A 14,528-nucleotide genomic window follows, 5' to 3' on the forward strand; every position below is an offset into this window, starting at 1 on the left:
GACAATCATGAATATAAGTGCAGTTATAATTGTAAAAAATGGTGCTACTTCTATTTCTAGTACATTAGATGCATTAAAAGAGTTTAATGATGTTGTTGTATTTGACAATGGTTCATCTGATGGTACACAAGAAATAGCAAAACGATATGCTAATGTCAATTTAATTGAGGGTGACTTTATAGGTTTTGGACCAACAAAAAACAAAGCAGCATCATATGCAAAAAATGATTGGATAATCATAATAGACAGCGATGAAGTTGTAGATAATGAACTACTTAATACACTAAAGACAAAGGTCTTAGATAAAAACAGAGTATATTCCCTAAACTTTATAGCATACTACAAAGAGATACAAATAAAACATTGTGGATGGAGCAATCAAAAAATTAAAAGAGTTTATAACAAAACTGTAACAAAATTTAATGATAATTTAGTTCATGAAAATATCATAGACACAAACCCTGAACATAACATGTTAGATGGTAATATAAAACACTATAGTTACACTTCGATTAGTGATTTTATTATAAAAATTGATAGATATTCCTCTTTATTCGCAAATGACAATGTTGGCAAAAAGAACTCATCTCCGACAAAAGCCATCTTCAACGGTATATTTTCTTTTATAAAGACATACTTTTTCAAAAGAGGTTTTTTAGACGGTTATGCTGGTTTGGTCATTGCATTTTCTCATATGGCAACGAACTTCTACAAATATATAAAACTGTATGAACTAAATAAAGACAAAAAACAAAACACATGAAGCAATAAATGAGTCCATTTACAATAATACAAAAACTTAAAAACAAAATTAGAGTAAAAGGTACTAATAATAAAATAGTGCTTGACGATAAAAAATCACTAAAAATCTCAAAAACGAAAATAGTTATTAAAGGATCAAATAACACTTTACATATAAAAAGTAATGCACATATAAGAAACTCTTTTATTGAAATTGTTGGAGATAATTGTAGTGTAACTATTGGCAAGAACTGTATTATTGGCGATGAGTGTTATCTGTCAGCAAAAGAGACAAATACAAAACTGAAGATTGGTGATGGCTGTATGCTTTCGAGAAATGCAAAACTTATGACATCAGATGGACACCCAATATATCAAAACAGTAAAATTATAAATCATGCGAAAGATATCATCATAAACGACAATGTCTGGATAGCAGATAATGTAACTATACTAAAAGGCGTAGAAGTGGGAAACAACTCTATTGTTGGCATAAACTCTGTTTTGACAAAATCAATACCAGAGCATTCAATTGCTGCTGGAAATCCTGCCAAAATTATTAAGCAAGATATTAGCTGGGATCACTAAGCTAGCAATTCTCTTTTTACTTTTTCAAAAAGTTCTTCTCTTTTTTCTTTATCACTTGGAATCATATAGTGCTTTTGCAGAGATTCGTCCCCAACACTTTTCCATCTCTTTGAACTCGCAAAAAGTGAATCTGCGAAAAAAGTCATAGTTGGAGTCCCAACTAATGAAGCAATATGATATGTCCCGGTTGATGTACTGATAAAAAGTTTAAAGCTACTTACCAGTTTTGCAAAATAGACTAAGCCTTCAAGAGAGAGATAAAAAATCACATTCTCGCCAAAGAACCTGTTTTGCATATTTTCATACAACTCTTTTTCATCAGGGCCGAAAGTCATAACAACTTGATATTTATTTTGTTTCAATACTTCACGAATTAAAATTTCATACTCATCAAGAGTCCAATTAGCATCACTTGAACCTCCAAAGCCAACATGAAAAGCTACTATCTCTTTTTCAATATCATGGTTTGCGCAAAATACATAGTTAATATTCTTTGCATCATCAAACTTTAACAGTGGTTTTTTGTACTCCAGACTAATATCGCTAAATAAAGATTTTGTAAGTTGTAAGTTATACTCAAACTCAGCCATTTTTACTTCACTTCGTCTTTGTAAAACTCTTTTAGTGTAAAATATTTGAGCAATTTTTGTAGCTGGTGCAATGCGCTTAGGTATCCTTGCCAAAAACTGCGCAACAGCTACACGAGTATTTGAAAACAAAGTTATTGAGGCATTTATCTTTGCTTCTTTGAGTTTTTTAATAAATTTCCATATACTAGAGCCATCATCAACTATTACCTCATCAATAAAGTCACATGCTTCAGCCAAACCTTTGTTCATTGGAGCTACACAAGCAATAATCCTATTTTGAGGATTATGATTCTTTAACACATACATAGTTGGAAGAGCAGTCACAAAGTCACCTAGTTTATCCGTACGAACTACAAGTATATTCAAAAAATATCCCTAAAAATTTAATGGATTATTTTACCTTAAAAAGGATATAATTCGCCTTATGAAAGAACCTTATGTATGGGATAGCTATTCCGACCAACCTTACCCACTAAAAGATAAAAGCTATAAGAAGCAAATGAGAAAAAGAGAGTTCACTTCACTTTTAAAAACATTTTTGACTGCTCTTGTCATACTTCCTTTTTCACTTATCATGATGCCTTTTGTAAAAAGAAAACAGATAAGCTCAGAAGATTTTTTCTGCATCGGTGTAGACTATCAAAAAGAGCCAGAGCTTACACTAGGATTCATTGAAGAGCTGGATATCAATAGAATCCTAGTTCGTTTAAAACTCTGGGAGATGGATACACTTGATGAACTTAAAGAATTTTTACTAAAATGTAAAGATAAAAAAGTAACTCTAAAAATACTCCAAGACAGAGAACATGTAGAAGATTTAGAACTTCTAAAAAAAGATTTATATACTATCTTTTCAGAACTAAATGAACATGTAGATATCTTTGAAATCGGTTCGACCATAAACAGGGCTAAATGGGGCTTTTTTAGTGTAGATGAGTACAACAAATTTTATAAAACTGCTTATGATTTGAAAACAAAAAAGTTTTCACCCTCAACCAAGGAGGACAAGCATATCAAATTAATAGGAAGTGGAGTTATAGACTTTGAATATCATTTTACAGCTCATACGCTTTTTAACTTCTTTAAATACAGCTATGATGGGATTTCTTCGCTACTTTATGTAGACAGACGCGGTGCCCCAGAAAATGAACAAATGGGCTTTACTCTTTCGGATAAGATAGCACTTCTTAGTACTATGGTCTGGTTAAGTCCAAAAGTTAAACAGGAGTTACACATTACCGAGACTAACTGGCCCATTACCGGTACAGCACCTTATGCACCTACTAGTGAGTATGAGTGTGTTGATGAAGAATCATATGCTGATTTTATGCTTAGATACTATCTACTTGCATTCGCTTCTCAGCAGGTTGACTCAGTTTCTTGGCATCAATTAATTGCACCAGGATATGGTCTTATAGATAATAGAGATACGATTAAAAAACGCTCAGTATTCACAACATATAAATTTATGGTAAAAAACTTAAAAAATGCACAATTTTTAAGACTTGACATAAAAAGAGGATACTATATACTTCAGTGTTTAGTAGACAACACTATTTTACAAATACATTGGTCTCTAAAGCCTACAACTCTTAACAATGAAGATTTCTTTACAGTGTACTCTAGAGATGGAAAACTTATAAAAAACAAAACTTTAGATATAGGCTCTTCGCCACTATATATTTATATACAAGACGCGGTATAATTGCGCTATGGAAAAAACAGACAATGCATAAACATCAACTATCGCCTATAATTAAAGTTGTCATTTTTAGCTTTGTAGCTTTGATGCTTATACGACTGACTCTTTATAATTTTTATCTTGATGATTTTAGTAATCTTACGACATATGAGTTTTTTTACTCCTTGTTTATGGGCTTTCGTGTCGACATGATAACAATATTTACTTTTTCTTCTATATTTATTTTATTACTACTGTTTCTAAAAGGAACTAAAAAAAGAGCAGCTATTGCTATACTTTGGGCACTTGTTTTAAATATGATATTTATCCTAAGTTTCAGTGATGTGCTTTACTATCATTACATTCACAGACATATCTCAAGTGAACTTTTTAACCTTGGTAACGATATGGACATTATTATTAGTATGGCACTTGGTTCGATGTTGCCATACACAATCGGAGCAACACTTTTTAGCTTTATATTTTTATATTTAGTCCTTAAGACTTTTACAAAACATATAGAAAACTTTATTGACGGAAGACATATCGTAATAATAGCTTTTATTACTATTTTAATTCTGTTTATTGGTATCAGAAACAATTTTGGAAGTAAAGCTTTTGGAATTAGCGATGCTTATGCAGTAAATAAAGTCAGTAGCGGAAACCTGGCACTTAGTGGTTTTTTTACAATCTACAGAACAGCAAACGAGTCTACAAAACACAATCTATTAAAGCTTGATGAAGCCATTAAAACAACTAAAGAAGCTATGAGATCTTCAAATACAGAGTTCATAGATGATGAATACCCACTTCTTAGGCGTTACAGTAAAAAAGATAAACCGCAATACAATGTTGTAATAGTACTGCTTGAATCATTCGGGGCTGAACATCTTGACGGATTTACAAAATACAAAGAACTAAATGTCACACCTTACTTTAAAAAACTTAGCCAAGAAGGGCTTAAATTTACAAACTTTTACTCAAATGGATATAGATCAATCTTTGGAATCACTTCTATTTTCACGAGTGTTACAATACCACAAGGATTTCACTATCTTGGCAAAGGGCTTGAACTATCTAATTTAAGCTACCTTGGAACTACAGCTAAAGAAAACGGGTACTCGACAATCTCTATGCAAGCTGGCAATAGAGGTTCATACAGAGTCGATTCTATCAGTAACCTTGCCGGATTTGATGAATATTACGGTGCAGAAGACATGCCCAATGTAGAAGATGTAGAAGCCGGTCACGAACCTAATACCGGAACCTTTGACTATAATATGCTTGATTTTTATCGTAATAAACTAAATAAAATGAAAGAGCCTTTCTTGGGTTTTGCATTTACATGTACAACTCACTCTGATTTTAAACTCCCACACTCCAAATATGAAAAATTTCCACATGACTTAAAAAACTATAATGGCGCCTTGAACGCATATTATTATACCGATGATTCCATACGAAGATTTATGGAAAAAGTAAAAAAAGAACCTTGGTTTGATAGAACTATCTTCATATTTACATCAGATCATGGTCACGGAAGTGCCCTCAACAGTATTGGTAAAGAGTATAGACCAGATGATAAACCATTAGATGGCATTGAACACTTTAGGATTCCACTAATCATGTATGCACCTAAAATATTTGAAGCTGAAGAAATTAAAACTCTTGGTTCTCAAAATGATATATTTCCGACTATTGTCGATATGTTAGGATGGGAAACGGATATTACAACTATTGGAAGTTCACTCTTTGATAAAGACATCAATGAACGATTTGCCTACTTCTTTGCCGGAAATCTTATAGGACTTATAACAGATGATGGGTATATTCAATACAATTTTAAAGATATAGTTGCTAAATCAGTGGATGACAAAAATCTTGAAAAAACAAAAAAATTACTTTTCGCAATTGATACGGCAGAAGCACAATTACTCCAAAATAATAGATGGGCAAAATGATAAGAACTAAAGTTCAATGCAGGGAGACACTAAATGTCGAGTCGTAAAATATTAGTAATTTTACCTAACTGGCTTGGTGATGCTGTAATGGCTACTCCGGCAATAGAACTTTTAGCAAAATATCATCCAAATGCAAGATTTACATTCGTTGGCAGCTATGCGTCTATAGAGGCTCTAAAATATCATCCTCTTTGCGAAAAAGCGGTGGTCGATGAAACAAAAAAAGCTTCTAATAGACTTATTGCAACATATAAACTAGCAAAGAAACTAGGAGAGTTCCATTTAGCGGTTTCTTTTAGAAATCAACTACACTCTTCTCTTCTGCTTAGATTTACAGGAACCGTGATTTGCATAGCAAAAAAATCATGGCACTCTATGTTACTGCTATCTCATACACCCCGTATATTATCAGATAAACACCTATCAAAGCAGTATGCCCAACTGGCTATGATAAATGTAGATAACTGGGATAAAGAGACTCCAAAACTTAAGCTATATATTGAAGCTCAAGAGTTTAAAAAACCAAGCTTAGGCATAAATGCAGGTGCTACATACGGAAGTGCAAAAAGATGGTATCCGGAGCGATTTGCCGAAGTCGCAAAAGAGTTCAGTGAAAGATTTGACATTATTATTTTTGGCGGACCAAATGAAGTTGAAATGGCAAATGAGATTGAACAAAACCTAAAAGCTTCACATGTACAAAACTATATTAATTTAGCAGGTAAAACAAGCATCAAAGAACTTTGCTCAAATATAGGCGGCTGTTCTTTGTTTATCACAAACGACAGTGGACCTATGCATGTAGCTGCCGCTTATCAAGTTCCTACTGTTGCGATATTTGGACCTACAAAACACAAAGAGACATGTCAGTGGATGAATGAAAAAAGCAAGATTGTGAGACATGATATGGATTGTGCGCCATGCATGAAAAGAGAGTGCCCCCTCAAACATCATGAATGCATGACTTCCATTACTGCCTCTGAAGTTATAGAGGCTGTAAAAGAGCTAAAGATTTAAACTAATTAAAAAGCAAATTTAAAACCAAGATAAACCGAACTATTATATTTATCATGCCTTCTAGTGTTATCATAATCAGTTTCAAGAGATCTATACCCTACTGTAACACGCCCGTTTTCTATGACTTCAGCATCTAAACTGATACGAAACTCTGAAAAACCATCGGCATTATCATAAGAGAGTACTTCAGGAGCGTAATACAAACTACCATTAATATAAAACGGTATCTGTATATTTGCCGGCAGTTTATAACTCGCTTCAACCCCTAAAGGAACGGAAACAAAGTTTTTTGTATGATTTAGTTTTACTCCTAGTCCAAGAGTAAAGCCACTATCAACCTCTCTTTGCATCAAAAAATTCAACTCTTGATAATCATCTATATTAGAAAAATCACTATGCTTTTCATCAGCATTTATATATTTTGCGCCAAAAAACATAGTTTCAGGTTCAACAGCATCATCAAACTGACCCACATCAAACTTAACCCCAAGCTCAAGGTCAGAATTATTAACATTTATTTCAGCACTATGCATTGCAAAAACAGATACTGCTGACGCAGCTATTAATCCAAATTTTTTTAACATTTTAATCTCCTTGTATTTTTTGAATGGTTTTTGTAGTACTTTTACCATCAACAAAGTCAACTAATTTTAACTCATTTGCAAACTCTGTCCCAACCACATCTTTGCCTTTATAGTCTCCACCTTTTACAAGTACATTCGGAGCTATCATCTTTATCAAGTCATATGGCGTATCTTCGCTAAACGGCACAACAAAATCGACAGCTTCAAGTGCTGCTAATATATACGCTCTGTCTTCAGCAATATTTACAGGGCGAGTTGGACCTTTGAGTCTTGAAACTGACTCGTCAGAATTTAACCCTACTATTAAAACATCACCAAAACTTTTTGCAATTTGCAGATACTTGACATGTCCTACATGTAATATATCAAAACAGCCATTTGTAAAGACAACTTTTTTACCATTTTGCTTATAACGCTTCACCAATGCATCTATCTCTTCAAAACTCTTTATATGTGCATCGGATGTACTTTTATGCAGACTTGCCTCATACTCTTCTATCTCATCAAGTGTAACCGTAGCAGAACCAATTTTGCCAACAACTACTCCTGCTGCTAAATTTGAAAATGCAGCTGTCTCTTCTATTGTTTTTCCTGCACTTAAAGCAAAAGCAATTGAAGCAATAACAGTATCACCAGCTCCAGTTACATCAAAGACTTCTTTTGCAACTGTCGGAAACTTTTTAACCTCTGTATCATAAGTAGCAATTCCATCTTCACTCAAAGTAATAAGTGACAAACCAAGATTACAATCTGTTTTTAACTTGAGCAATGCCTCTTTTAAAGTCTCATCATCTTTTATCTCTATGCCAGTAGCCAAAATAGCTTCTTTTTTATTTGGTGTTAAAAGATAAGAACCTCTATATTTAGTAAAGTCTCTTCCTTTTGGATCAACTAAAACTTTAACGCCGTTTTTATTTGACAATGCGATTATTTTTTGACAAAGTTCTTCAGTTAAAACACCTTTTCCATAATCAGACAAGATTACTATGTCATAGCTTGAGATAGTACCAGACAAAGATTCTATAATTTTATTTGAAGAGATAGTTGTTATCTCCTCTTTTGTCTCTTTATCATATCTTAGTATCTGTTGTGAGGCAGCGATTACACGACTTTTTTTAGATGTTTTTCTATTGCTGTCTATGATTATATTTGAGCTATCTACATTAATTTCATTTAACATATTTATAAGCTCTTGTCCGTTTTCATCATCGCCTATAATACTGCTAACGCTGACATCTGCACCAAGAGCCTTAAGGTTATTTATAACATTACCAGCACCGCCAAGCACTGTCGTCTCTTTAGCAATATCTACAATCTGCACAGGTGCTTCCGGTGATATTCTTTCACAACTACCCCATAAGTAATGATCTATCATCAAGTCACCAACTACAAGTATCTTTGGAATAAAGTTTTTAAGTATTTGCATTATTTGATTTCTTCTTCATACATTCGTTTTATTTCGTCTATATAAGACTTGATTCCATCTTCCATCTCGTAAGCAGGTTCATATCCTAAAGCCTCTTTAGTTGTAGATATATCTGCTTCGGTGTGAAATTGATAACTTCCGATAAATGGATTAAGGATATATTCACATGTCAAATTTGTACCCAATTCACGCTGTAAAATATCTACAATATCTTGAAAACTTCTAGCTTTACCTGTTCCAACATTATAAATTCCACTCTTTTTTGGCTGCATTGCTTTTATATTTGCCTGTATAATATCTTCTATATATATGAAATCACGAAGTATTTTATCACTATCCTCAAAAAGGCGAGGATTCTTACCTGAAAGTATCTGATGTCCAAACTGTAAGACCATTGATGCGGTTGTATTTTTAAAATACTCTCTTGGTCCATAAACATTGAAGTATCTAAGTCCAACTATAGAAATATCACTAGTTTTCATATACTCACGGCTTAAATTATCCATACTTAGTTTTGAAAATCCATAAACATTTTGCGGTGCTTCTCTTCCAACTTTCTGTGGAGATTCTGCATTTCCATATGTTGCAGCTGATGATGCATAAATCATATTTGCATTATGCTCCATTGCTAACTCCAGCAGATCTTTATATGCATTTACATTTGTCTTTATCATCAAATCCTGCTCAAGTGCAGTTGTATCAGATATCGCAGCTTCATGAAAGATATAATCAAATTTATACTTATTTCTCAAATCAAGCAACAGTTCTTTATCGTTAATATCTCCACTTATAACCTCGCCGTTAAAACCAAGTAAATTTTTAAAATGGCCAAAGCTTTTTAGGTTTCCGTTTGATAGTGTTTCTCCGCTTCTAAAAGTATCTAAAATGACTATATTCGCATCTGGATGATTCTTTTGAAAATAAAATGCCAAGTTCGAACCTACAAAGCCAGCGCCGCCAGTTATTAAAATTGTTTTATCTTTTAAATCATCTTCTATGTATCGCATCTTGTCGCCACTTTGTCACTATTTTATTATAATAGTTTATTTATTAGTTACAATAATAACAGATTTTTTATTAACATGTATTTAAGAGTAAAATCACTATAATTTGCCTGAAATTAAAATTTTAAGGAATAAATATGAAAAAAATCGTAATCGCTACTGTAGCTACTTTAGCTATGGCAACAGTATCAATGGCTGCTGTAAATGCTGGAGCTTGTACTGGATGTCACGGTGCTGACTGGAGCAAAATTGCTCTTGGTAAATCTAAAAATGTAGCTGAAATGACTCATGCAGACATCGCTGCTGCGCTTAAGGGCTACAAAGATGGTACTTACGGTGGTCCAATGAAAGGTCTTATGAAAGGTCAAGTTGCAAAATACTCTGACGCTGATTTAGAAGCTTTCTCACAAACTATCGGTAAATAACTTTACCTGAATTGCCTCTTTGGCAATTCAAATCTTTCCCTTCAAAGTATTCAAGCATAAGTTGTGTGTAAAAAATATCACTTTATTTACTCAGGTCTATACTCTTTTTTTAGTGCCTCTTTTTTCTGTTCTTGTTTTACAGCATCATTAAGTTCATCTTCTCCATCAAACTTTGCTGCATTTAAAAACTTATTTTCATCATCGAACTGACCATTTTTTATAGCCCAAAGAAAGGCAAAAAGTGCGATTGCTCCTAAAAAGATAGATACTCCTAGCATCATAGCTATAACCCAATTGTCCATTTTTATTCTTTTCTCCATTTATAACGAATTCTCATAGAGTTGCCTACAACTAAAAGTGAACTGACTGACATTGATATTGCTGCAACCAATGGTATGACATATCCAGCCATAGCAAGCGGTATTGTTATAGCATTGTAAGCTAAAGATATAAGAAGATTCTGTTTAATTAGCCCAAAAGTCGTACGGCTGATTTTAAATGCGTCATGAAGTGATTTTAGCGAATCATCTAATAGAACAACATCTCCAACTTCTACAGCTATATCACTTCCGCTTCCCATAACTATTCCTATATCAGACGAAGCAAGTGCCAATATATCATTTACTCCATCACCTACCATAACGACACTTTTACCATCATCATGAAGTTTCTTTATATAATCGGCTTTACTTTGAGGTGTCTGTTCATAAATAAACTTTGTTATACCAACTTCAGAAGCTACTTTTTTTGCTACTCGTTCATTATCTCCAGTCAACATGATTGTTTCTATATTTCTTTTTTTGAGTGACTCAACTAATTCTTTAGCGCCCTCTTTTATCTTATCACGCAGCTCATAAACAGCTACTACTTTTTTATCAACTACAAAATAAAAAACTGTATCTTCGCTAATGAATTCTATCTTTATTGAGTTCACTTCTAATAATTTTTTATTGCCGCCTAGTAACTCTATATCTCCATACTTTGCTCTTATTCCTTGTGCTGGAATCTGGATAAATTCATCAAAAGCAGTATCTTCTATATTTTTATTTTCTTTTTTAATATACTCTGCAATTGAACGCGCAACTGGATGGTTTGAAGAATTCACAAGTGCATATAGAAGACTTTTGTCAAATTCTTCATAAGTGTGTTCATTTATAATTTCCGGTTTGCCAACAGTTATAGTTCCTGTCTTATCCAATACAAGCGTATCAACTTTTGCCATCGTCTCAAGCTGAGCCGCCTCTTTAAATAATATGCCTCTAGAGGCTCCAAGACCGAGTCCCACTAAAGTTGCAACTGGTGTAGCTAGGGCTAAAGCACATGGACATGCAATGATGATAACTGATATACCTACCATAAATGATGTCTCAAAACTGTGAGGCCACAGCCACCACACAACAAATGTAACAAAAGACAAGCCTAATATAACCGATGAAAAATGTTCAGACAGCTTGTTTGCCATCTGCTGTATCTTAGGTTTTTTGTTTATTGCAGATTCCAATAAAGAGACAAGATTTGATAGTGTTGAATGTTTAAAGTCTTTTGTAGCTCTAAAGCGAACATCTGCATCAATACTGGTCGTACCACTAACAACATTCATCCCCACACTTTTATACACTGGTTCACTCTCACCTGTAAGACTTGACTCATCAAATGAGCCACTTCCTTTGATTATCTCACCATCAAGTAAAACTTTTTCTCCTGAGGATACAAAAACAATATCACCAACATTTACATCATCAATTTTACATGTTAAAATCTTCTCATTTTTAATAATCTTAGCTTCACTTGGTATACTTTTAATTATTATATCAAGTGTGTCAGCAGCATTTTTTTTACTAAGTACCTCTAAAAACTTGCCAATAAGTACAAATGTAATAATCATACTAACAGAGTCAAAATATGCTTCACCATGCTCTAAAACTGTTATATAAATAGAGTAAAGGTAAGTAAGTGACGCTCCAGTTGCAACTAGTAGATCCATATTTACAACTTTAGTTTTTAAGCCATAGTATGCACCCCTAAAAAACACCCAACCACTATAAAAAAGTACAGGGGTAGCCAAAATACCCTCTGCAATATTTAGTATAGTTTTAACTTCTTGAGTAATACCGCTAAAATACCCTGCATATTGAGCAACTGCAATCCACATAATATTCATTGATGCAAAAATTGCAACTGCCATTTTTAAATAATATGATTTTCTCTCTTTATTGGCATGTGTTTCTTGCATAGATGCATCGTATGCAAAGGCATTGTAACCGATAGAACGAATCATCTCTATAATAGCAGACAGTTTAACTACATTGTCGGCCCATATAATAGTTGCCTTATTGTTTGTAAAATTAATATTAGCTTCTACTACTCCTTCCATCTTGTTCAGAGCTTTTTCATTTAACCAGACGCATGCTGAACAATGAATACCTTCTATTATTAAAGAGACTTCACAAAAGCCATCGCTATTAGTTTTCACAAACTTATCATAAAAAGATTCTCTATCAAAACTTGAGGCGTCTTCAAAATGTTCTGATGGTGGGGTTAGCTCTATATTTCCTGATTTTTCATAAAAGCTTTCCAAGCCTTCTTCATTTATAAGATGAAAAACACCTTGACAACCTTTACAGCAGAAGTAATTATCTGCTTCTTTTATCATTACAGATTCATCAAATTTTAGATGGCAGTGAGAACAGACAACTTTATTCGACAAATTCAAACTTTCCAAATTTGCTATTTTTTTGTATAGTTTGCCACGGGCCTATAAAACCACTCATGCAAATATATACACCAAATTCGTTCACAGCTTTTGAAAACCCTATAGCCATTCCTAGATTTAAACTTGCCTCAACACTGTCAATCTCAAATGGTTTCATGGAACCAACAAAAATAATTTTTCTATCATCAAATATTTCTGATAAAAATTCAGCACTTAAGTGCATAGTATCTGTACCGTGAACAATTATAAAAGTGTCATCTTTTGACTGCATAATAATATTTGCCAATATCTTTCTATCATCTATTGTCATATCTAAAGAATCTTTATACATAACACCAGCTAGATCATACTCTGAATCAACACTTTGTAAGACTCTCTCAATTGCTCCATTATCAAACGGGACTTCCAACTCTCCATTTAATGGATTATATCTTTTGTTAAATGTACCACCGCTATTTAATATTAACATTGTAAATATCCTCCAGTTTTGAAACAATTTTTGTAGCTTTTGATTTTTCGTACCCCAAGGGCGGTTCTTGCATGGTACATGTAGATTTTTCATCAAAAAGATAAGTTTCTTTTAGTCCAGCATTTAAACCAGCTTCAATATCCCTCTCTTTATCACCGATGATAATAGAATTTTCTAAATCAATATCGAACTCTTTGGCAGCATCTAAAAGCATACCTGATTTTGGTTTTCTACATTCACATTCACCAGAAATATCAGGATGATGAGGACAAAAATAGACTTTTTTTATTTCAATAGCATATTTTTCAAACTCTTTTTTCATCCAAGAAGTTAAAACATTAAAATCATGCTCAGTGTAATATCCTCTTGCAATTCCTGACTGATTTGTAACAACAATTATCATATAGCCTAAGTTTTGATAATGCATACATAAAGTAAAAATACCATCTATAAACTCAAAATCTTCGATTTTATGAAGATAGTTTACTTCGGTATTTATAACACCATCCCTATCTAAAAAAAGAGCTTTATTCATAAGAACTAACTAACGCCATTACCAAAAGTCTCTTTTTCTATAATGTCACAAATAATGTGTCCTATTAATATATGAGACTCTTGTATTCTTGGTGTTGAGTTTGATGGTATAACTAAAGAAATATCAGCAATTTGAGCCATTTCTCCGCCATCTTTACCAACTAAAGCAACAGTAGTGATTCCTTTTTTCTTAGCCGCAATAAATGCATTTATTATATTTTCAGAATTACCTGAAGTAGAAATACCGATAAATATATCACCATTTTGCCCCATGCCTTCTAATTGGCGGGAAAATACCTTATCATATCCATAATCATTCCCAATAGCAGTAAGATTAGATGTATCGGTTGTAAGTGCCAAAGAGGGGATAGACGGTCTATCAAATCCATACCTTCCAACAAGTTCGGCTGCAATATGCTGAGCATCCGCTGCACTTCCACCATTACCTGCTAATATAGTTTTGTTAGGACCTTTATACAGTTCTACACAGAGTTTAGAAACCTCTTCTATTTTGTTTAATAAATCTTCATTTTCATAAATGGCTTGCTTTGTTTCGTATGATTTTTTAATTTGATCTTTAATGTAGTTTTTCATATAACATCCTAAAATAATATACAAAATAATACCATATAATTAATTGTTAATATTGAAAAAGCTTTAGATTAAATATAAGTTTGTTAATTTGATTGTTGTGAGTGATTGTAAATTGATCAACTAGGCAGCGACCTACATTTCCAACCCTGCAAGGGCAAGTATTATCAGCGATGAGAGGCTTAGCTTCTGGGTTCGGAATGG

15 protein-coding genes are annotated in these 14,528 nt (G+C 33.2%); 6 read left to right on the plus strand and 9 right to left on the minus strand.

All coding sequences use genetic code 11. The annotated features are described in order from the left end of the window. Positions 1 to 7 precede the first annotated feature (7 nt). Positions 8 to 763: a glycosyltransferase family 2 protein gene (locus OQK60_RS09895; protein ID WP_297686569.1), complete on the plus strand. Its 756-nt coding sequence runs from the start codon at positions 8 to 10 to the stop codon at positions 761 to 763. Between the two features lie 8 nt (positions 764 to 771). Beyond that, entirely contained in the window at positions 772 to 1,329 is a 558-nt protein-coding gene (locus tag OQK60_RS09900; protein ID WP_297686571.1) for an acyltransferase, read from the plus strand. Here the strand turns inward: OQK60_RS09900 and OQK60_RS09905 are convergent. Then, positions 1,326 to 2,285: a glycosyltransferase family 9 protein gene (locus OQK60_RS09905; protein WP_297686573.1), complete on the minus strand. Its 960-nt coding sequence runs from the start codon at positions 2,283 to 2,285 to the stop codon at positions 1,326 to 1,328. The genes OQK60_RS09900 and OQK60_RS09905 overlap by 4 nt on opposite strands. A 58-nt stretch (positions 2,286 to 2,343) precedes the next feature. Between OQK60_RS09905 and OQK60_RS09910 the strand changes: the two genes are divergently transcribed. The 3 genes from OQK60_RS09910 to waaF are packed head-to-tail and all read left to right on the plus strand — an operon-like array spanning position 2,344 to position 6,578. Next, positions 2,344 to 3,624, plus strand: coding sequence for a glycosyl hydrolase (locus OQK60_RS09910; RefSeq protein WP_297686575.1), 1,281 nt, complete (start codon positions 2,344 to 2,346; stop codon positions 3,622 to 3,624). Between the two features lie 23 nt (positions 3,625 to 3,647). Next, positions 3,648 to 5,561 (plus strand): LTA synthase family protein, encoded by a 1,914-nt coding sequence (locus OQK60_RS09915; RefSeq protein WP_297686577.1) that lies wholly within the window; start codon positions 3,648 to 3,650, stop codon positions 5,559 to 5,561. A gap of 33 nt (positions 5,562 to 5,594) precedes the next feature. Continuing rightward, positions 5,595 to 6,578, plus strand: coding sequence for a lipopolysaccharide heptosyltransferase II (gene waaF, locus OQK60_RS09920; RefSeq protein ID WP_297686579.1), 984 nt, complete (start codon positions 5,595 to 5,597; stop codon positions 6,576 to 6,578). Positions 6,579 to 6,583: 5 nt separating this feature from the next. On the opposite strand, the gene OQK60_RS09925 is transcribed toward waaF, so the two are convergent. Genes OQK60_RS09925 through rfaD form a run of 3 tightly spaced genes read right to left on the minus strand, consistent with a single transcriptional unit; the run spans position 6,584 to position 9,595 of the window. After that, the gene (locus tag OQK60_RS09925; protein ID WP_297686581.1) at positions 6,584 to 7,162 is read right to left on the minus strand and encodes a YfaZ family outer membrane protein; all 579 of its coding nucleotides are present in this window, start codon (positions 7,160 to 7,162) and stop codon (positions 6,584 to 6,586) included. Between the two features lies 1 nt (position 7,163). Further along, positions 7,164 to 8,588 (minus strand): D-glycero-beta-D-manno-heptose-7-phosphate kinase, encoded by a 1,425-nt coding sequence (gene rfaE1, locus OQK60_RS09930; protein ID WP_297686583.1) that lies wholly within the window; start codon positions 8,586 to 8,588, stop codon positions 7,164 to 7,166. After that, a complete protein-coding gene (rfaD, locus tag OQK60_RS09935; protein ID WP_297686585.1) occupies positions 8,588 to 9,595 on the minus strand; it encodes an ADP-glyceromanno-heptose 6-epimerase in 1,008 nt (335 codons plus the stop codon). Before rfaD ends, rfaE1 begins: the two co-directional genes overlap by 1 nt. A gap of 134 nt (positions 9,596 to 9,729) precedes the next feature. Between rfaD and OQK60_RS09940 the strand changes: the two genes are divergently transcribed. After that, positions 9,730 to 10,017 carry a cytochrome C gene (locus OQK60_RS09940; RefSeq protein WP_297686587.1) on the plus strand — a complete coding sequence of 96 codons (288 nt, stop codon included), beginning with the start codon at positions 9,730 to 9,732 and terminating at the stop codon, positions 10,015 to 10,017. An 86-nt stretch (positions 10,018 to 10,103) separates the two neighbouring features. Here OQK60_RS09940 and ccoS read toward each other — a convergent pair whose 3' ends face one another. The 5 genes from ccoS to OQK60_RS09965 are packed head-to-tail and all read right to left on the minus strand — an operon-like array spanning position 10,104 to position 14,327. Continuing rightward, positions 10,104 to 10,319 carry a cbb3-type cytochrome oxidase assembly protein CcoS gene (ccoS, locus tag OQK60_RS09945; protein WP_297686589.1) on the minus strand — a complete coding sequence of 72 codons (216 nt, stop codon included), beginning with the start codon at positions 10,317 to 10,319 and terminating at the stop codon, positions 10,104 to 10,106. A 2-nt stretch (positions 10,320 to 10,321) separates the two neighbouring features. Continuing rightward, positions 10,322 to 12,724 carry a heavy metal translocating P-type ATPase gene (locus tag OQK60_RS09950; RefSeq protein ID WP_297686591.1) on the minus strand — a complete coding sequence of 801 codons (2,403 nt, stop codon included), beginning with the start codon at positions 12,722 to 12,724 and terminating at the stop codon, positions 10,322 to 10,324. Then, a complete protein-coding gene (locus OQK60_RS09955; RefSeq protein WP_297686593.1) occupies positions 12,714 to 13,199 on the minus strand; it encodes an asparaginase domain-containing protein in 486 nt (161 codons plus the stop codon). Before OQK60_RS09955 ends, OQK60_RS09950 begins: the two co-directional genes overlap by 11 nt. Next, positions 13,183 to 13,734, minus strand: a complete 552-nt coding sequence (gene gmhB, locus OQK60_RS09960) for a D-glycero-beta-D-manno-heptose 1,7-bisphosphate 7-phosphatase (RefSeq protein ID WP_297686595.1) — start codon at positions 13,732 to 13,734, stop codon at positions 13,183 to 13,185. Before gmhB ends, OQK60_RS09955 begins: the two co-directional genes overlap by 17 nt. 5 nt (positions 13,735 to 13,739) lie before the next feature. Further along, entirely contained in the window at positions 13,740 to 14,327 is a 588-nt protein-coding gene (locus OQK60_RS09965; RefSeq protein WP_297686597.1) for an SIS domain-containing protein, read from the minus strand. Between the last annotated feature and the right edge of the window lie 201 nt (positions 14,328 to 14,528).

The sequence above is a fragment of the Sulfurimonas sp. genome, assembly GCF_026196735.1.
Taxonomy (GTDB): Bacteria; Campylobacterota; Campylobacteria; order Campylobacterales; family Sulfurimonadaceae; genus Sulfurimonas.